We start from the raw sequence: 18759 nt of genomic DNA on the forward strand, positions 1-18759 counted from the left end.
TGCGCCGTGGCGGGCGTTCTTGGTTTCGAGACGGGTGATGAAAATATCGAAGCGATTGGGCATCGTCCGGTCAGTGCTCCGTCGTGCTGTCGGGTTCGTTGTCGGGTAGCTTGATCTCTGGTGGCGGGCGGCGCGCGGGCCCCTGCTTGCCGTCCGTGGTGGCGGGCGGCTTCCCGTCTCCTTGCGCGGCAAAGCGCTTGCGGCCTGCATAGTAGGGCTCGAAAGCGTCCTGTATGGTCAGTCTGTCCATCCTGTCCTCCCGGGGGAATCAGGGGCTAAATCTGCGAACGACGGTTTCGTTCCCTACTGTGGCGAAGGAATGGCGCTCGCCTTGCATTACAGCGGCTTTTGCAACCCGGCGCGGGCCGTGCCAAACAGGGCGGATGATTTCGGAACGTCCTTCGCGGCTCCATCTGGACGCGGGCGCGCCGCTGACGGAGAAGGCACCGGTGACTGGCGAGACGGGAAAGCGCAGCTATGTGATCGGGCAGACCGAGATCGCGGCCCGGCCGCTCGAACCCGCGCTCTATCTGGTGGCGACGCCGATCGGCAATCTCGCCGACATCACGCTGCGCGCGCTTGAGACGCTGGCCGCCGCCGACATGGTCGCCTGCGAGGACACGCGCGTGTCGCGCGTGCTGCTCGACCGCTACGGCATCCGCCGCCGCACCACGGCCTATCACGAGCACAATGCCGGCGAGGCCGGGCCAAAATTGATAGTGGCGCTCCAGTCGGGGCAGAGCGTGGCGCTGATCTCGGATGCCGGCACGCCGCTGGTTTCCGATCCCGGCTACCGGCTGGTCGGCGAGGCGCTCGACCAGGGCATTCGCGTCGTGCCCATCCCCGGTCCGTCCGCGCCGCTTGCCGCGCTCACCGCATCCGGCTTGCCTTCGGATGCCTTCCTGTTCTCCGGCTTCCTGCCGGTCAAGGCGGGGCAGCGGCTGGCGCGGCTGGACGCGCTTAAAGCGGTGCCGGCGACGCTGATCTTCTTCGAATCGCCGCGCCGGCTGGCCGAGTCTCTCGGCGCGATGGCCGAAGCGCTTGGCGGCGAGCGCAAGGCAGCGATCGGCAGGGAATTGACCAAGACCTTCGAGGAGATGCGCACCGGCACGCTGCGGGCGCTGGCCGACCACTATGCGGCGGCCGATACGCCGAAGGGCGAGATCGTGGTGTGCGTCGGTCCGGCCGAGGCCAGGGCGGACGAGCCGGCCGATATCGACCGGATGCTGTTGTCGCTCGCCGCCGAAATGCCGGCTTCGAAGGCGGCGGCGGAAGCGGCGAAGATGACCGGCGGCCAGAAGCAGGCGCTTTACCGGCGGCTGCTGGAACTCAGGGATGCCTCTGGAGAGGACCGTGGCTAGGCTCCCGAGCGTCAGCCGTCAAAAGGCCTACCGGCGCGGCCATCGCGGCGAATGGCTGGCGGCGGCGGCGCTGGTGCTGAAAGGCTACCGGATCCTGGCGCGCCGCCATCGCACCCGTTTCGGCGAGATCGACCTGATCGCGCGGCGCGGCGACCTGGTGCTGTTCGTCGAGGTCAAGGCGCGCCGCACGCTGATGGAAGCGATGGAGGCGATCGCCCATGAATCGGAGCGCCGCATCGAAGGCGCCGCCGACATCTGGCTGTCGCGCCAGCCGGATTACGGCAGGCTGTCGATGCGGTTCGACATGATCGCCGTGCTGCCATGGCGCTGGCCGGTGCATGTCCCGAACGCGTTTTACGGGCGCAATTGAGGGCTGCGTCGCTCGGGTTCAGTGTTCGACGGGCCATTCGCCCGCGCCAAGTGCCGCGATCGCCGCGATTATGCGCCGGAACGCCTCGGCGGCAGCCGGCACGGTGGTGCGGGCGCGCAGGAAACTGTGCACGAGGCGCTTCTCCTCGTGCCAGCTCGCTTTGCCGCCGGCGGCCAGGATGCGGTCGCGATAGGCCTCGCCGTCCGACGACAGCGGGTCGCATTCGGCGGTAACGACAATGGTGGGCGGCAGGCCGGAGAAGTCGGCGGCGCGCAGCGGCGAGAAGGTCGGATCGTCCGGCGCCTGTCTCTTGGCCGAGCGGACGTGGCGGTAGAAAGCGACGTCGCCGGTCGACAGAAGCGGCGCCTCGGCATGCTCGATGTAGGAGCGGGCAGTCTCGTCGCCGCCGAGGCCGGGATAGATCAGCACCTGGCCGGTCGGCCTCTTCGCGCGAGCGCGCGTCGCGTGACTGACCGCCGCCGCCAGATTGCCGCCGGCGCTCTCGCCGGACAGCAGCAGTGGCCCGTTCGCTCTAGCCGCCGCCCATTCGAAGGCGGCCAGAGCGTCGTCGAAGGCGGCGGGGTGGAGATGTTCGGGCGCCAGCCGATAGTCGACCGAGAGCACGGCAAAGCCGGTGCCGGCGCAGATCTCGGCGCAGATGTCGTCATGGCTGTCGAGCCCGCCCAGGATGAAGCCGCCGCCATGGTAATAAAGCACCGTGGCCCGCGCGGCCGTGCCTGCCATCCCATAGTGCCGCACCGCGATGTTCCGGCCGGGGGCGGCGATGAGGTCGTCGCTCGCCGTCACCCCCGGCGGATAGGGCTGGCGAAGCGCCCGGCACATCCTGTCATAGATCGCACGCTGCTTGGCGATCGGCAGGTCGATCGTCTCGGGCGGATACCAGGCGTTGATGCCGTCTATATAGGCCCACAGCGCAGGGTCGAGCCGCGTCGCGTATTTGCTGCGACCGGTCATTTCAGTGCTGCCCACGGTTTCGGAAGGCATTGCCTCAAAGCTCGCTGTAAAGCCTGGCCGCGTTTTCAAAGCTGAAGCGCAGCGGCACCGAGCCCTCGACCTGCCAGACGGCGACGCTCTCGCCAGCCAGCAGCAGGCAGGCGCCGTCGGTGTCGGTGACGGCGCCGCCATAGAGCCGGTTGGCGAGGTTGAGGATTGCGGTCTGGTGCATGGCGGCACTGCCGCTGCCGCAGGCGTCCTTGACCAGCAGCACGCGAAAGCCGCGCGCCACGGCGTCCTTCACGGTGGCATCGATGCAGGCCTCGGTCCACACGCCAGATATGACCAGCCATTCGACGCCGGAAGCCTTGAGCCGATCGGCGGCCGGTCCCGCGCGGAAGGCGCTGGCCTCGGCCTTGATCAGCAGCGCCTCGCCATCAGCAGGCGCCACCTCACGGCAGATCTCGGTCAGCGGATCGCTCTTGTCGGAGAAGGCCGACTTGCCGTCGGTTCCAACAGGGTGAAAGGGCCGCTCCGGCTTGTCGAGATCGACAATGTAGGCCCAGTGATAGAGCGGCACATTGTTCTGCCGCGCCGCCGCCTGCAGCCGCTGGACGTTGGCGAGAATCTTGTCAAAACCCTCGACCAGGTAGCGCGGGTCCTGCCGGTGCTCTTCCTGCAGGTCGATGAAGACAGCGGCCACGGTGCCGCGCTTGACGGAGATAGGGCTTTTCATGCGGATGCGCCTAGCCCCCAAGATACTTCCAAACGCTGGAGGGACAGAGGGGGGCGCCAAGGAATGAGGCGCTCGTTCTGCAGCTGCGATGCGTCGCCGAGGCGGGCAGTGGATGTCAAACCTGCTTCTCCAGAAACTCATCCTCATAGGGGAAGCGCGACAGGAGCTCGGTGCCGGTCTCGGTGATCAGGATTTCATCCTCCAGCTTGACGCCCTCGCGGCCGCCCTTCTCGCCAATATAGCTTTCCACGCTCACCACCATGCCTGGCACGATATGGCCGTCGCGGCCATAGGTTTCGTAGTCCATGGCGTGCGCGATGAAGGGTGTCTCGCCATGCATGCCGACGCCGTGCATGACCGAGGTGTAGCGCTGGTCGACGAAGCGGTCGGGGATCTTCCAAGCCTTTTCGGCGATCTCGCGGAAAGCCATGCCGGGCTTCACGATCGAGATATTGTGCTGAACCTGGTCGTGCGCCATGCGGTAGAGCGATTTCTGATAGGGGGTCGGCTTGCCGGGCCCGCAGCGGAAGGTGCGCGAGAAATCCGAATAATAGCCATAGCAGCCGATCGTGTCGGTATCGAGCGCCAGCAACTCGCCCGGCCGGATTTTTCGCCCGCTGGCCTCGTTGAACCAGGGATTGGTGCGCTGGCCGGACGTCAACAGCCGCGTCTCGATGAACTCGCCGCCCTGGCGGATGACCTCGCCATACATGATGGCGAACAGCTCGTTCTCGGAAACGCCGGGCTTGATCGCCTCGCGCACCGCATAGACGGCGGCTTCCGCGCCGGCCATCGACACCTGCAGGCATTTCACTTCCTCCGGGGTCTTGACCGCGCGCACCGCCAGGATCTCGCCCTGGCAGTCGCGGACGTCGCAGCCGCGCTTCTCCAGCGCCAGCGCCTGCAGATGGCTGCAACGGTCGAGCCCGAGTTTCATCGAGCCGCCGCCATGCTGCTTCAGGAGTTCGGCGATCTCGTCGGCGAAGGGACCGGCGGTCTCGTCGTCGCGGCCCGATACCGACGACCAGACGAGCTTGGAAGGACGCGCCTCGTCGATCGTGTCGAGCACCATCGAGACATGGTAGCTCTGCGGATATTCGAACAGCACGATCGGCCCTTCGGTCGGAATGAAGAAATAACGGGTCGAGTTGCGCAGAAAATAGCCGAACATGTTGCGCGAGCCGGTGGCGTAGCGCTGGTTGTAGGGGTCGAACAGCACCACGCCGCCATAGCCGGCCTCGCGCATCCAACCGCGCAGCTTGGCCAGCCGGCCTTTACGAAGGGCGTCGGCATCGATGAAGGACGGCTCGGTGTCGGACAGCCACATGCCGCCCGCCGGATCGGCCGCCGCGGGGTGGCGCATGCGGTCCTTGAAGTCGACGTCTTCAGTGCTGTCGGGGTCGAATACGACGATGCTCATGGGGGCTGACCTTGGGTGGTTTGCAAGATCAGACCATGGCGCAGGAGATAACGAGGGATTGTGCGGAAAACCGCGCTTGTTGTGCGAGATGCCGCTGGGGTAATAAGAGATGCAGGTGCCAAGCGCCCCCCTTCTGCCCTGCCGGGCATCTCCCCCTCAAGTGGGGAGATTGGCAGCTTTGACCTCGTCGCTTCTTCGGTGAAAATTGGCGAAAGCTGTTGTGACGTTCAATCTCCCCCCTTGAGGGACCCTCGTATGGGAGATGGCCGGCAGGACAGAGGGGGGCGACGTCTCTCAGCGCCAGCAAGACCTCTAATGCCGTCGCGCCAGCTTCGGAGGATGGCCGTGCTCCTCGCGAAAGGCGCGCGCGAAGCTCGACATCGAGGCAAAGCCGCAGGCGAGCGCCACGTCGCGCACGGCGAGCGTCGAGTGCGCCAGGAGATCGGCGGCGCGTTTCAGCCTGAGCCGCCGGTAATAGCCGCTGGGCGAGATGGCGAGTTCGGAGCGGAAGGAGCGTTCGAGCTTGTCGGACGACACGCCGAGCCGCGCGGTGAGCTCCGCCATGCCGAGCCGCTCCTCGACCGCGTCCTCCATGATGGCGATGGCCGACAGCACCAGCTCGTTCCGCACGCCGGTACGGAGGCGCAGCGGCATCAGCTTGCGGTCGACGCTGGAGCGCAGCTGGCTGTGCACGAACCATTCGGCGACGCCGGCCGCAAGCTCGGCGCCGTAGTCGCGGGTAATGATCTCCAGCATCATGTCGAGGCTGCCGACGCCGCCGGCCGAGGTGAAACGCTTGCGGTCGATGACATAGAGGTCGCGCCTCAGCTCGACATTGGGAAAGGCCTCGGTGAAGGCCGCCTGGCTGGTCCAGTGCAAGGTGCAGGCATGGCCGTCGAGCAGGCCGGCGCGGGCGAGGAAGAAGGCGGCGTCCGCCACCGCGCCGATATGGGCGCCACTGCGCAAGCTGCGGCGGATCCAGCTTGCCGCATCCTCGGCAACGAGATGATCGGCATCGCCGCCTGAGCAGACGACGATGCGGTCGACCTTCGGCGCATCCCCGGCATAGAAGCGCGGCTGGATGACGACGCCGTTCGAGGCCTCGACCGCGCCCTGGGTAGCGCCGACGATGATCCAGCGATAGCATTCCCGCTTCGCCAGCACATTGGTCGCGCGCAGCGGCTCGATGACCGAGCTGAACGCCATCATCGGAAAGCCGGGGAAGACCAGCACCGCGAAAGTGAGGGGCGTATCGGGAGATGTGTCGCGCGTGGGCATGGGGCGCTACAATTCGGGCAGATGGGGTTTGGGGTCAACGGGGTTGTGGCTGGCTTTCTGCGAAGTTGGCGCTGGCTTTGTAGACTGGCTCGTCTCAGCGGGGGCGCCGCCGCTCAGCCCCCCAGCGCCTGCTCCAGGTCCGCGATCAGATCGTCGCCATCCTCGATGCCCGCCGACAGCCGCACCAGCGAATCCGATATGCCGATCTCTTCGCGCTTTTCCGCCGGGATCGATCCATGCGTCATCAGCGCTGGATGCTCGATCAGGCTCTCCACGCCGCCGAGGCTTTCGGCCAGCGTGAACAATTGCGTGCGTTCGAGGAAGCGTTTCGTGCCGGCGAGGTCGCGGTCGAGCACGGCTGATATCATGCCGCCGAACGCATGCATCTGCTGGACGGCGACGGCATGCTGCGGATGGCTGGCCAGACCGGGATAGATGACCCGGCGCACATCCTTGCGGGCTTCCAGCCACTGCGCGATCTTGAGGCCGTTCGACGAGTGCCGCTCCATCCTCAGCGCCAATGTCTTGAGGCCGCGCAGGGCGAGAAAACTGTCGAACGGGCCCGAAATGGCGCCGATGGCGTTCTGCAGGAATTTCAGGCGATCGGCCAGATCCTTGTTGTCGCCGACAACAGCCACGCCGCCGACCATGTCGGAATGGCCGTTGAGGTACTTCGTCGTCGAATGCACCACGACGTCGATGCCGAGCTCCAGCGGCCGCTGCAAATAGGGGCTGCAGAATGTGTTGTCGGCGACCGAGAGGATGCCCTTGCGCCTTGCAAGGGCTGCGACGCCTTCGAGATCGACGATGCGCAGCAGCGGGTTGGTCGGCGTCTCGACCCAGAGCATTTTCGTCTCCGGGCGGATTGCCGCCTCTATAACCGCAAGGTCGGTGCAGTCGACGAAGCTCACCTTGAGATCGGCGGAGCGCTTGCGCACACGCTCCATCAGGCGGAAGGAGCCGCCATAGATGTCGTCGGTGGCGACGATGTGGGCGCCGGAATCGAGCAGTTCCAGCACGGTGGCGATCGCCGCCAGCCCGGAGGCGAAGGCGAAGGCAGCCGAGCCGCTTTCGAGATCGGCCACCGCGCGCTCGAAGGCAAAGCGCGTCGGATTCTGGCTCCGGGCATATTCAAAGCCCTTGTGCACGCCGGGCGACTGCTGGCCATAGGTCGAGGTGGCGTAAATCGGCACCATCACCGCTCCGGTCAGCGGATCGTGGCTCTGGCCGCCATGGATGGTGCGGGTGGAGAAGGCCAGGCGGTTCTTTCCGGATGCGGTCATCGTGCACGGCGCCTCAAATGGTTGATCAGGTCGATGCGGGTTATCAGGCCGACGAACTCGTCGCCGTCGAAGATGATGGCGACCTCGTTGCGGTCGAATACCGGCAGCAGCGCGTCCAGCGTCTGGCTGGCCTGCAAAGTATGCAGATTGGAGGTCATCGCCGTGCGTACCGGCGCGTTGAAGCGCTCCCAGCGGCCCTCATAGGGGCCGTCGACCTTGGCCAGAATGTCGCTTTCGTCGACGATGCCGACCAGCTTGCCGTCGTCGAGCACCGGCAGCTGCGAGACATCGGAGCGGCGCATGCGGCCATAGGCGTTGAGCAGGCTCTCGTCCGGACCGACATAGACGGTGTCGCCGGTGCGGTGCGTGCGCATCACCAGGTCGCGCAGGTCGCCATGCTGCTCGTGCTCGGCCAGCCCCTGCTCGGCCAGCCAGAAATCGTCGAAGACTTTCGACAGATATTTGTTGCCGCTGTCGCAGACGAAGGTGACGACGCGCTTGGGCGACGTCTGCTCGCGGCAATAGCGCAAGGCGGCCGACAGCAGCGTGCCCGAAGACGAGCCGGCCAGGATGCCTTCCCGGGACAGGAGATCGCGCACCGCCAGCATGCTCTGCTTGTCCGATATGGAATAGGCCTTCTTGACCAGCGACAGCTCGGCATTGGGCGGCACGAAGTCCTCGCCGATGCCTTCCACAGTCCAGCTGCCGGCCTCCACCATCTTGCCGGTCTTGATCAGCGGCGCCAGCACCGAGCCGACCGGATCGGCCAGCACCATTTCCGTCTTCGGCGATGCCTTGGCGAAGAACCGGCCAAGGCCGGTCAGCGTGCCGCCGGAGCCGACGCCGACCACCACCGCGTCGACATCGCCGTCGAGCTGCGAAAAGATTTCCGGACCGGTGGTGGTTTCGTGCGCCTCAGGGTTGGCCGGATTGGCGAACTGGTTGGCGTAGAAGGCGCCGGGCAGCTCGGCCGCGATCTTTTCGGCCATGTCCTGATAATATTCGGGGTGGCCCTTGCCGACGTCGGAGCGCGTCATGCGCACTTCCGCGCCGAGCGCGCGCAGGTGCTGGATCTTCTCGCGCGACATCTTGTCGGGCACGACCAGGATGATGCGGTATCCCTTGGGGATGCCTACCTGCGCGAGGCCTAGGCCGGTATTGCCGGCCGTCGCCTCGACGATCGTGCCGCCTTGCTTCAGCCTGCCCTCCTTCTCGGCCGCCGCGATCATCGACAGCGCGATACGGTCCTTGATCGAGCCGCCGGGATTCTGGCTTTCGAGCTTGATGAACAGCCGGCACTTGCCGATGTCGAATTGGGTCAGCTCGACCACGGGGGTCTGGCCGATCAGGTCGAGCACCGATCCGTAAGGCGGCCGCAGGCGCGACGTTGCGTTTTCCGAAGCGGCGCTTTCCAAAGGGGCGCTATCCGAGGGCGCGATCTTGTGCCTGCTCATATCGATGCTCCATGATCAAGCGGCCGCCTCGTGCAGGGCGGCAGCGTATCCTCTTTTCCAGCCCTTTGCAGTGGGAAAGAAGATAGATCGTGCCAATCGACCGGCTAGATGGAGAATGAAATTCCGGGTTGCGACGCGCAACGGCTGCAGGACTGTGCGGCACGTCCCCCCTCTGGCCTGCCGTAGAGCGCCGACGTCAACACTTTACCCCAGCAGCTGCTTGCTCAGCCTCGCACACTGGACGCGAATATCCGGAATGGCGTCGATCTCGAAGAAGGTGCCTCTGGTCAGCGGGCCGACGGCGAGGATTTTCCTGGACACCGTGCCGTCCCCGGCGATGATCTCGCAATTGGCCGTCACGTCGAGGCCGATGCGCAGCGGATCCGGCCGCGCCAGCCCGCGGTGGACCAGCGAGCGCACCACGCTGTTCGACGAGGCCGAGATGTCCCTGACGATACCGGAGCAATCATAGATGCGGGCGACCTCGAACCTCTCCAGCCGCTTGGTGTGGCGCGACTGGACCTGGACCGTGAACTCGCCGCCCGCCGCGATGTCGACGACACGGCCGGCGACGAGGCGGATGCGGCCGGACTGCACGGCTTGCGTGACGCGGGCATGGACCTCGGGCGCCATGCGGTGGCGGTGGATGTCCCACCACGCCTTGGTGTGCTCGACGAAACGACGCTTGGCGGAGGCCGGCCAGTTCTGCCAGATCTTCTGGTTGAACGGGCGAAGGCCGTCGACGACGTCGCGCCAGTCGATGCCGGCCTTCTGGTTTTCCCGGATCAAATCGCGGAACCAGCCGACGAAATAGGAAAGCTGGGTGCCGAGCGGGATATCGGCGACGTCGAGCTTGATCGGATTGCCCTTGCGGTGCGGCGAGGGCAGCAGGCCGCGCCGCGACACCGCGACGATCTCGGCGCGGTGGCCGCGCTGTTCGAGGGCGAGGAACGCGTCGACCATGCTGAGGCCCGTTCCCAGCACCATGACGCTCCGGTCGGGATCGAGCGCGGTGTCGGCCTCAGACCCCATCCGAACCGCATGGCCTTGCCCCATGGCCGGCACCTCGTCATGGCCGGTGGCGAGCACCGCCAGATGGGCGACGACGCTGGTGCCGTTGGCGAGCGCCACTTCCACCCCCGAGGCCGTGGGCGAGATCGACAGGCTTTCCTCATGGATCAGCCGGAGGCGTCCGGTCTCCCTCTCGCGCGCCTCCAGATCGTCCAGCAATTCGCCGAGATAGCGGGCATAGATGCTGCGCGGCGCGTAGACCGGCGCCTGCTCGGGTGTTGCCAGGCCGCGTTCCAGCAGCCAGCGCCAGAAATTGCCGGGATCGTCGGCATAGGCGCTCATACCGGCGGCGCTGACGTTCAGCACATGCGCGGAGAGCAATGTGGAATAGGCGATGCCCTGGCCGAAATGCGGGCGCTTCTCGATCAGCGTGACGCGAAGGTCGGGATTGGGCTGTCTCAGCAGATGCGCGGCGAGCACGACCCCGCTGGCGCCGCCGCCGACGATGATGATCGAGTTGCCGCGGCCGCTCATGCCAGCCCCGTGCGACGCGCCGGCGTCAGGCCTTCACCGCAACCGAGAGGTCGTCGAGGCCCCTTGCGACCCCAAGGTCGTCGAGGCCGATGTCGCGCATCTCGGCGAGGCTGCGCTGGTCGAGCACCTCGGCGATCGCTTGCCGGACTTCCAGCATCAGATGTCGAACCTGGCATGTCGCCTCGTTACAGTCTTCACAGCGCTGGTATTGGGTACGGCTGGCGCAAGGGATCGGCGCCAGCGGGCCGTCGAGCACACGCACGACATGGCCGACCCTGATTTCCTCCGGTGGCCGCGCCAGGCGATAGCCGCCATCCTTGCCTTTGCGGCTCTGCACGAAACCGGCATTGCGCAATTCGCCCAGGATGGCGTCGAGAAACTTCTTCGGGATGCTGTTGCCGGTCGCGATGTCGTTGACGAAGGCAAGCTGCCCGGCCGGCATCCGCGCCAGATGGACGAGCGCCTTGAGGCCGTACTTGCCTTTCTTGGTGAGCATGATCCGAACGTTTCTCTGTCATGCGATGGCTCGAGGCCATCCTTTGCGAAACGCCTGGCGTGCCTCCCGCCGCGCTCAAGCATCCATGACACATAAATTCTACCAACATGATATACAAGCCAATCGCAATTGATCTTGCTTGATTTTCAAGCCATTGCGGCCATTTTGGACCTGACTTGTGATGCCGGGGACACAAACCGTGGCGCGACGGCCTGAGACCGGTGCCGCCGGCGATCGCCGCGATACGGGTGGGTATGATCTCTCATCGCCGCCTCCAGATTCTATGTCCATAAGTTTACTATACTTAAACGCGAACAGGCGGAACATGTTTTTAAATTCCCATCCGTCTGAAGCATGGATTTGCCTTTCAAACGGCTGCAGCGTGAATTCTCGTTCGCGATCGGAGGCCGTAGCGGTGGCTGGAGCTTCCCGAACGTGATGATCTCGCCACTCTTGAAGCGCCATAGCCGCCAAATCCGCCTGGGGACCTCGGCACCGGCAGCTTTTTCCAACAAATCCAACCCTGCTAGAAGAATTTAACTCTACAAGAACCATAGAATTAGAGGACTATCGTGAAGCAATCCGGTTTTCCCCTGTTTCATGGAGCCCTTGATGTCCACCGCCATTTCGCGACGCATCCTTCTCCTATCTACGGCCGCACTTGCCGGCGCCGCCTTCCTCGGCCCGGCTTTTGCCGACGACCTCAAGATCACCATCGGCTACCAGACGGTGGTCGAACCCTCCAAGGTGCCGCAGGCCGATGGTGCCTATGAAAAGGCCGCCAAGGCGGCCATCGACTGGCGCAAATTCGATTCCGGCGCCGATGTCATCGCCGCGGTCGCATCCGGCTCGGTCGACATCGGCTATGTCGGTTCGAGCCCGCTGGCGGCGGCGGCGAGCCGCGAATTGCCGGTCCAGACCATCTTCGTCGTCGGCCTGATCGGGCCATCCGAGGCCCTGGTCGCACGCAACGGCGCCGGCATCGAGAAGGTCGCCGACCTCGCCGGCAAGAAGGTCGCCGTGCCCTTCGTCTCGACGACGCATTACAGCCTGCTTGCCGCGCTGAAACATGAGAATGTCGACCCGAAATCGGTCGAGATCCTCAATCTCAGGCCGCCGGAAATCGCCGCTGCCTTTTCGCGCGGCGATATCGATGCGGCCTATGTCTGGGATCCGGCGCTCGGCCAGGTCAAGACATCAGGCAAGGTGGTGCTGGATTCCTCCCAGGTCGCCGCCTGGGGCGCGCCGACCTTCGACGCCTGGATCGTGCGCACCGACTTTGCCGAAAAGAACCCGGAAGCGGTGCGCGACTTCGTCAAGGTGACGGGTGCGGCCTATGCCGAGTACCTGGTCAAGCCCGATGCCTGGTCGGCAGCGTCGCCGCAGGCGGCCGAGATCGCCAAGCTGACCGGCGCCAAGGTCGAGGAAGTGCCTGAACTGCTCAAGGGCTATGTCTTCCCGACACTCGAAGAACAAGCCTCCGACAAGTTCCTCGGCGGCGGCACGGTCAAGGCGATCGCGGCCGCGTCCGCCTTCCTCAAGGAGCAGGGCAAGGTAGACGCCGTGCTGCCGGACTATTCGAAATATGTGACATCGAAATACGTCACCGAGGCGCTGGCCTCGAACTGACCCGAGCGTTGGAGCGCCCCATGCCACGACGGGCAGGTGGCGCCCCGATGAGACGCGCGCGGCTTTCCTGACGCCGCGTGTCGCCTGTCCCGGAGCCGCTGACGAGGCGCGGCTTCGGGCAGGCGGACTTCAACGAACTCCCTGCGAGGGCTCATGTCGCATCTCGTGCTCGACAGAATCTCGATCCACTATGACGGCCAGCCCGCACCCGCCGTCGAGCGGGTATCGATCGACGTCGCCAGCGATGACTTCGTCATCCTTGTCGGCCGTTCCGGCTGCGGCAAGACCTCGCTGCTCAATGTCGGCGCCGGCTTTGTTGCGCCGGCACGCGGCACGGCCGCGATCGACGGCCGGCCGATCGCAGCACCCGGTTCGGACCGTGCGGTGGTGTTCCAGAACGACGCGCTGTTTCCTTGGCTGACGGCGCGCGAGAACGTCGCCTTCGCGCTCAGGCTGCGCGGTGTCGGGCCATCCGAGCGGGCGCGCCGCGCCGACGAATTGCTCGGCCTGGTCAAGCTCGCCGATGCCGGCGACAAGCGCATCTGGGAACTGTCCGGCGGCATGCGCCAGCGCGTCGGCCTTGCCCGGGCGCTGGCTGCCGGGCCGCAATTCCTGCTGCTCGACGAGCCGCTCGGCGCGCTCGATGCGCTGACGCGCGAGCGTATGCAGACGACGCTGCTCGACCTGTGGACGGCAAGCAAGGTCGGCGTGCTGATGGTCACGCACGGCATCGACGAGGCGCTGGTGCTCGCCACCCGCATCGTGGTGCTGGCGCCCGGGCCGGGCCGGGTGGTGCGGACCTTGGAGCCGGGCTTCTCCAGGCGCTACGCAGCGGGCGAGGCCATCCGCGCCATCAAGGCCGATCCTGGCTTCGCCGCGGCGCGCGGCGAACTGACCGACGCCATCTTCGAGGGAGAGGCGGCATGACCATTTTCTCCTCCTACACCGAACGCTCCGGCTCCAGGACCGAAGAGGCCGACGGCCTGTCGGTGCCATGGTCGCGCCCGGTCCCGAAGCGCAAGGGCGTTTCGGCGCGCATGGTCAGCGCGGCCACCATTCTTCTGGTGCTGGCGCTTTGGACGCTGTCGGCCCGCCTGCAACTGGTGTCGCCGGTATTCCTGCCCTCGCCTGTCGCGGTGTGGAACAAATTCATCATCGTCGCCCGCGATGGCTTTGTCGACGCAACGCTCGTCCAGCATATCGCCGCCAGCCTGGGGCGGGTGTTCGCCGCGCTCGTCGCGGCGCTCCTCGTCGGCGTGCCGGTTGGCCTCGCCATCGGCATCAGCACCGTCGGCCGCGGCATTTTCGATCCGCTGCTGGAATTCCTGCGGCCGATCCCGCCGCTCGCCTATCTGCCGCTGGTCATCATCTGGTTCGGCATCGGCGAGCCGTCCAAGGTCCTGGTGATAGCCATCGCCATGCTGGCGCCGGTGGCCTTGTCGACCGCGTCCGGCGTCCGCGGCGTCTCGCAGGAGCGCATCAACGCCGCGCGTTCGCTTGGCGCGACGAGGCGCCAGGTGGTCCGCCACGTGATCCTGCCCAGCGCGCTGCCGTCGATCCTGACCGGACTGCGCATCGCGCTCGGCGCCGGGTGGTCCACGCTGGTAGCCGCCGAACTGGTGGCGGCGACGCGCGGGCTTGGCTTCATGATCCAGTCGGCGGCGCAGTTCCTGGTCACCGACGTGGTGGTCATGGGCATTTTGGTGATCGCGGCCATCGCCTTCGTGCTCGAATTCGCCATCCGCAGGATCGAGCGCGCGCTCGTGCCGTGGGCGGGACGCGAATGATCGGGAAACGGAGATGACGATGACCCATTCCACCGCCATGCTGTTCGCCCATTTCGGCACCTGGCTGCTGGGCCTGACATCCGATGGCAAGGCGATAGAGGAGGACAAGGCGACAAGGGAGGACGGTCCGCGCTCGCCGGCGCCCGTCCGGCTCCCGGCCGGGCGTGACCGCCTGCCGCCGCGAGACGAAAGCTTCTACTGGACCTGGCAGTACTGGTCGCAGTGAGAGCGGCTCAACCGCGCGAACGGTTCGCCCACACGAGCCCGGCGAGACCGACCAGCATGACGACGATGCCGATGGTGAGCCATTGCGACTGGCCGGTCATGAAGCTGCCGCCGATCGCGCCGATGCCTTGCAGCGACCACAGCGCGCCGACGGCCAGCACAATCAACGCCAGCAGATTTTTGATCAGTCTCATTGCCGGATTCTCCCTTCCGAAGTTGATCGGTCGCGTCTTCGCCGTCGCGATGAAAGAGGCAAAGGAATCGGTTCGGCAGCAGCATCTTCTACTTGGATGTTGCCGCTCGATCTTGTCAAACAAGACATGGATATCCGCTGGAACATCATCGTGAGTTGATCGCTGACCGCCGGGAAATCACTGACAGACTGTTACCGGGCGACTCCAAACGTGTGCCGGCGCCATGGAACCGCCAGATGATCGCCGCATTTCGTGCCTTATTGTCTCCGTAACGGCTGGGGCCTGTCAAAAACGGAGCCTTCCCCCAAATATGAATAACAACAACCGGACCGCGCTTGCCGCGGTGACGATCGCTGCTGGCCTGATGGTCGGCGCCTCCGCCACTCCAGCCGCCTCCGCCGCCGGTCAATGCGGCCGCGCTTCCTGGTACGCCCTGCACTCCAGGACCGCGTCGGGCGAACGGATGAACCCTTCGGCCTTGACCGCCGCACACCGCACGCTGCCTTTCGGCACCAAGCTGCGGGTCACCAACCAGAACAATGGCCGCAGCGTCGTGGTGCGCATCAACGATCGCGGACCGTTCATCCGGGGACGCGTGCTCGACCTGTCGAAGGGTGCCGCCGGCCAGCTCGGCTTCATCGGTTCGGGCCACACCGCGGTCTGCATGGCGCGCGTCTGACCACCACTGCCCGGCCCGAGGGCCGGGCCGCCTGGCGGGCCTTCGCACCTGCACAATGAGCCGGCTTGTACCGTCCAAGGCTGATTTCCAACGCTTTGGACCAAGAATGCGTATAGATCACGCCACGTGACGTATTGCATCGCAGCAATTAGTTGTTAACTTTCCCGCGAGACAGTTAGGGCCAGGCACTGCTCGCCGCCCCTTCGGTCGCAGGCCGCAGCGGGGTAAACGGATGTTCTACCAGCTCTATGAAATGAACCACGCCGCCCTGCAGCCGGCCCGTCTCTATGCCGATGCGGTGCGGCTGTTCTATTCCAACCCGCTCAATCCGTTCTCGCACACGTCCTGGGGCCGCTCGATCGCGGCGGGCGCCGAGTTGTTCGAGCGCACCACGCGCCGCTACGGCAAGCCGCAATTCGGCCTCGACAAGACGGTGGTCGACTGGAAGAGCGTGGCAGTGACCGAGAAGATCGTCTGGTCACGACCGTTCTGCAACCTGGTGCATTTCGAGCGCGCCGTGCCCGCCGGGCGGCGGCGCGATCCGAAGCTTCTGATCGTGGCGCCGATGTCGGGCCACTATGCGACGCTGCTGCGCGGCACGGTCGAAGCCATGCTGCCCCATGCCGACGTGCACATCACCGACTGGATCGACGCCCGCATGGTGCCGACGGCCGACGGCCAATTCGATCTCGACGACTATATCGACTATGTCGTCGACATGCTGCATGTGCTGGGCCCCGACACGCATGTGATGGCTGTTTGCCAGCCTTCCGTGCCGGTGCTGGCGGCCGTGGCGCTGATGGAAACGCGCGGCGACCCCTTCGTTCCTGCGACGATGACCCTGATGGGCGGGCCGATCGACACGCGCCGCAACCCGACCGCGGTCAACCTTCTGGCCGAGGAGAAGGGCATAGACTGGTTCCGCGACAATGTCGTGATGCGCGCGCCCTGGCCGGTGCCGGGCTTCGGCCGCGAGGTCTATCCAGGCTTCCTGCAGCTTTCGGGCTTCATGAGCATGAACCTCGACCGCCACATCATCGCCCACAAGGACTTCTTCATGCACCTTGTGAAGCATGACGGCGACAGCGCCGAGAAGCACCGCGACTTCTACGACGAGTATCTGGCGGTGATGGACCTGACGGCGGAGTTCTACCTGCAGACGGTCGACACGGTGTTTGTCCGGCACGCCTTGCCCAAGGGCGAGATGACGCATCGCGGCACGCCGATCGATCCCTCGGCCATCCGCAATGTCGCGCTGTTCACGGTGGAGGGCGAGAACGACGACATTTCGGGCCTTGGCCAGACGCGGGCGGCGCATGATCTGTGCGTCAACATTCCCGCCGACAGGAAGGCGCATTACATGCAGCCCGCGGTCGGGCACTACGGCGTCTTCAACGGTTCGCGCTTCCGCGCCGAGATCGTGCCGCGCATCGTCGACTTCATCACCAGCTATGGCCGCCAGAACCGGGTCGCCGTGAAACCGAAGCTGGTCCGCACCGCCAAAAGATAGGCAGCCTGCATTGCCGGCCCGATAGCGCCGGACAGGCCGGGCAGGCCTGTCGCACGGGTGCCGCTGCCATGCGTCTCGCGGGTAACCATGTCGCAAATCACCCAATCGTGGTAATTGACACGGACTGTAGATCGCCCTTAACCTTTCATTAATAACAAGGGCGAGCGGGGACAATGAATTCCTCACCAATGGCGCGAGCGCTTCGTGCGTGCGCAGTAGCCGGACTGGCGACAATGATGGGAGGCTGGGTGGCACCGGCCCTGGCGGCCGGAGCGATGACGACCGGCGGCGTCGCGTCGCAACCGATCGGCCATTATGATTTCTGCAGGCTCAATGCCCGCGAATGCGCGATCCGTCCCGGCAATCTTGCGCCGGCCGCGATGACGGACAGATTGTGGCGCAAGCTGGCCAAGGTCACCGCCAGGGTGAATGCCGCCGTCAAGCCGATGAGCGACATGGACATCTATGGCAAGGACGAGGTCTGGGCCTATCCCGCCAAGGGCGTCGGCGACTGCGAGGACTATGTGCTGGAAAAGCGGCGCCTGCTGTCCCGGATGGGTATATCGCTTGCCGATCTTCTCATCACCGTGGTGCGCAAACCCGACGGCGAAGGGCACTCGGTGCTGACGGTGCGCACCGACAGGGGCGACTATGTGCTCGACAATCTGACCGACAAGGTCAAGGCCTGGGACGACACCGGCTACCATTTCCTCAAGCGCCAGGCGATCGACAACACCGGCCGCTGGGTCTCGATCCGTGGCGGCCAGCAGGTGCTGGTCGGGTCCGTGGAGTAGGGACTGCGGCGGGCGGCGCGCCCAACCGCCGGATGTCGGCCCCGCCCCTCATTGCCCTGCCGGGCATTTCTCCCCGTATAGTGACGGGGAGAAAGACGCTGTCATCGACGATTTCCCCAATTGCCGACGTCGCAAGAAATACGCCAAGGGCGCGGCTGTCTCCCTTCTCCCCGTCCTATACGGGGAGAAGGTGCCGGCAGGCGGATGAGGGGCGGCGCCGACGTTGCAGTCACGCGCCTCGCGCACTCCCCAAAAAAATTCCCACACCCTCCATGAACCATTTCGGCCCGGCCGGCGACACACAGCCGTGAACCGAAACCAACCATGGAGACTTCAAATGACTGCTTTCCTGCGTAACACCCTTCTCGCCGCCGTCGCGGTGTCGGGCATGGCCGGATCCGCTCTGGCCGATCAGACCATTCGAAGCTGCGCCAACACCAATCTCAACGACCTGTGGAGCGGCCGCTGTTGCGGCGCCGCCGGCGCATCGGACTGCCTTGGCGGCGGCAATGGTGGCCGCGGCCATGGTGATCACGGCCGCGGTGGCAATGGCGGCAGCACGGCCGGCAAGAACTGATCTCATCACGGCGGCCCGCCGGCTGCTGCTGGCGGGCCGCCGTTTCGCGATCGGGAGCTCAGCCGCCGCGAGAGCCGGGCAAACCCGGCCTACCGCCGTCGTCCCAGCGCCGCTCGGATAGAGAAGGTTATGCCGCGCAGTTCCTCCTCGTCGAGCTTTTCGATGTTCTCGGCCAGGAGGTTGGCAAGCTCGGTCGCGGCCGGGCTCAGGCCCGACGTGTCGAGCCTGACGCGCGGATGCGAGCCTTCGGCCAGTCGCGCCAGTTCCTCCGCGTCGTCCCAGATGATGTTGAAATAGCCGATGATCTTCTGGATCAGCGTCCAGGTCGGCGCGCCGCGCCTTCCATGCTCGAGCGCCGACAGATAGGCGGCGCTGACGCCGATGGCGGCGGCCATGTCCTTCTGGGTGACGCCGCGCTCGGCCCTCAGCGCCCGCAGCCTCTCGCCGAACGGGGTCACGACCCCATC

General features: G+C 65.6%; 21 protein-coding genes. 10 read left to right on the plus strand and 11 right to left on the minus strand.

Annotation, left to right across the window (positions count from 1 at the left end):
* Positions 1-70 precede the first annotated feature (70 nt).
* Positions 71-250 carry a hypothetical protein gene (locus tag FJ428_RS10295; RefSeq protein ID WP_140491829.1) on the minus strand — a complete coding sequence of 60 codons (180 nt, stop codon included), beginning with the start codon at positions 248-250 and terminating at the stop codon, positions 71-73.
* 199 nt (positions 251-449) lie between these two features.
* Between FJ428_RS10295 and rsmI the strand changes: the two genes are divergently transcribed.
* A complete protein-coding gene (rsmI, locus tag FJ428_RS10300) occupies positions 450-1361 on the plus strand; it encodes a 16S rRNA (cytidine(1402)-2'-O)-methyltransferase (RefSeq protein ID WP_181167264.1) in 912 nt (303 codons plus the stop codon).
* The gene (locus FJ428_RS10305; RefSeq protein WP_181165189.1) at positions 1354-1731 is read left to right on the plus strand and encodes a YraN family protein; all 378 of its coding nucleotides are present in this window, start codon (positions 1354-1356) and stop codon (positions 1729-1731) included. The genes rsmI and FJ428_RS10305 overlap by 8 nt, the downstream gene beginning before the upstream one ends.
* An 18-nt stretch (positions 1732-1749) precedes the next feature.
* On the opposite strand, the gene FJ428_RS10310 is transcribed toward FJ428_RS10305, so the two are convergent.
* The 8 genes from FJ428_RS10310 to FJ428_RS10345 form a co-directional block, all read right to left on the minus strand.
* Positions 1750-2706, minus strand: a complete 957-nt coding sequence (locus tag FJ428_RS10310; RefSeq protein ID WP_140491833.1) for an alpha/beta hydrolase — start codon at positions 2704-2706, stop codon at positions 1750-1752.
* 34 nt (positions 2707-2740) lie between these two features.
* Entirely contained in the window at positions 2741-3421 is a 681-nt protein-coding gene (locus tag FJ428_RS10315; RefSeq protein WP_140879380.1) for an isochorismatase family protein, read from the minus strand.
* Positions 3422-3536: 115 nt separating this feature from the next.
* Entirely contained in the window at positions 3537-4841 is a 1305-nt protein-coding gene (locus tag FJ428_RS10320; protein ID WP_140879381.1) for a Xaa-Pro peptidase family protein, read from the minus strand.
* Positions 4842-5153: 312 nt separating this feature from the next.
* Positions 5154-6119: a GlxA family transcriptional regulator gene (locus FJ428_RS10325; protein WP_140879382.1), complete on the minus strand. Its 966-nt coding sequence runs from the start codon at positions 6117-6119 to the stop codon at positions 5154-5156.
* 113 nt (positions 6120-6232) lie between these two features.
* Positions 6233-7402 carry a PLP-dependent aspartate aminotransferase family protein gene (locus FJ428_RS10330; RefSeq protein WP_140554727.1) on the minus strand — a complete coding sequence of 390 codons (1170 nt, stop codon included), beginning with the start codon at positions 7400-7402 and terminating at the stop codon, positions 6233-6235.
* Entirely contained in the window at positions 7399-8856 is a 1458-nt protein-coding gene (locus tag FJ428_RS10335; protein WP_140759059.1) for a pyridoxal-phosphate dependent enzyme, read from the minus strand. The genes FJ428_RS10330 and FJ428_RS10335 overlap by 4 nt, the downstream gene beginning before the upstream one ends.
* A 204-nt stretch (positions 8857-9060) precedes the next feature.
* Positions 9061-10401, minus strand: coding sequence for an FAD/NAD(P)-binding protein (locus tag FJ428_RS10340; protein ID WP_140670528.1), 1341 nt, complete (start codon positions 10399-10401; stop codon positions 9061-9063).
* Between the two features lie 25 nt (positions 10402-10426).
* The gene (locus FJ428_RS10345; protein WP_140649490.1) at positions 10427-10897 is read right to left on the minus strand and encodes an Rrf2 family transcriptional regulator; all 471 of its coding nucleotides are present in this window, start codon (positions 10895-10897) and stop codon (positions 10427-10429) included.
* Between the two features lie 612 nt (positions 10898-11509).
* On the opposite strand from FJ428_RS10345, the gene tauA reads away from it, so the two are divergent.
* The 4 genes from tauA to FJ428_RS10365 all read left to right on the plus strand — a co-directional run bounded on the left by tauA (position 11510) and on the right by FJ428_RS10365 (position 14539).
* A complete protein-coding gene (tauA, locus tag FJ428_RS10350; protein WP_140879383.1) occupies positions 11510-12526 on the plus strand; it encodes a taurine ABC transporter substrate-binding protein in 1017 nt (338 codons plus the stop codon).
* 153 nt (positions 12527-12679) lie between these two features.
* Entirely contained in the window at positions 12680-13453 is a 774-nt protein-coding gene (locus tag FJ428_RS10355; RefSeq protein WP_140879384.1) for a taurine ABC transporter ATP-binding protein, read from the plus strand.
* Positions 13450-14313: an ABC transporter permease subunit gene (locus FJ428_RS10360; protein WP_140879385.1), complete on the plus strand. Its 864-nt coding sequence runs from the start codon at positions 13450-13452 to the stop codon at positions 14311-14313. The genes FJ428_RS10355 and FJ428_RS10360 overlap by 4 nt, the downstream gene beginning before the upstream one ends.
* Positions 14314-14332: 19 nt before the next feature.
* Complete coding sequence (locus FJ428_RS10365) at positions 14333-14539, plus strand: hypothetical protein (protein ID WP_140728731.1); 207 nt, start codon at positions 14333-14335, stop codon at positions 14537-14539.
* A gap of 7 nt (positions 14540-14546) precedes the next feature.
* Here FJ428_RS10365 and FJ428_RS30255 read toward each other — a convergent pair whose 3' ends face one another.
* Entirely contained in the window at positions 14547-14732 is a 186-nt protein-coding gene (locus tag FJ428_RS30255; protein WP_181167265.1) for a hypothetical protein, read from the minus strand.
* A 310-nt stretch (positions 14733-15042) separates the two neighbouring features.
* Here FJ428_RS30255 and FJ428_RS10375 point away from each other — a divergent pair, with 310 nt between their 5' ends.
* From FJ428_RS10375 to FJ428_RS10395, 4 genes are all read left to right on the plus strand, one after another.
* A complete protein-coding gene (locus tag FJ428_RS10375) occupies positions 15043-15411 on the plus strand; it encodes a septal ring lytic transglycosylase RlpA family protein (RefSeq protein WP_140491856.1) in 369 nt (122 codons plus the stop codon).
* Between the two features lie 232 nt (positions 15412-15643).
* Entirely contained in the window at positions 15644-16921 is a 1278-nt protein-coding gene (locus FJ428_RS10380; RefSeq protein WP_140524467.1) for a polyhydroxyalkanoate depolymerase, read from the plus strand.
* Positions 16922-17094: 173 nt separating this feature from the next.
* Entirely contained in the window at positions 17095-17715 is a 621-nt protein-coding gene (locus FJ428_RS10385) for a transglutaminase-like cysteine peptidase (protein ID WP_140491861.1), read from the plus strand.
* 337 nt (positions 17716-18052) lie between these two features.
* Positions 18053-18292, plus strand: coding sequence for a hypothetical protein (locus FJ428_RS10395; RefSeq protein WP_140491863.1), 240 nt, complete (start codon positions 18053-18055; stop codon positions 18290-18292).
* 89 nt (positions 18293-18381) lie between these two features.
* Here the strand turns inward: FJ428_RS10395 and FJ428_RS10400 are convergent, their stop codons facing one another.
* The gene (locus FJ428_RS10400) at positions 18382-18750 is read right to left on the minus strand and encodes a helix-turn-helix transcriptional regulator (RefSeq protein ID WP_140491865.1); all 369 of its coding nucleotides are present in this window, start codon (positions 18748-18750) and stop codon (positions 18382-18384) included.
* Between the last annotated feature and the right edge of the window lie 9 nt (positions 18751-18759).

Source organism: Mesorhizobium sp. B2-8-1, from assembly GCF_006440955.1.
In the GTDB taxonomy this organism is placed as follows: Bacteria; Pseudomonadota; Alphaproteobacteria; order Rhizobiales; family Rhizobiaceae; genus Mesorhizobium.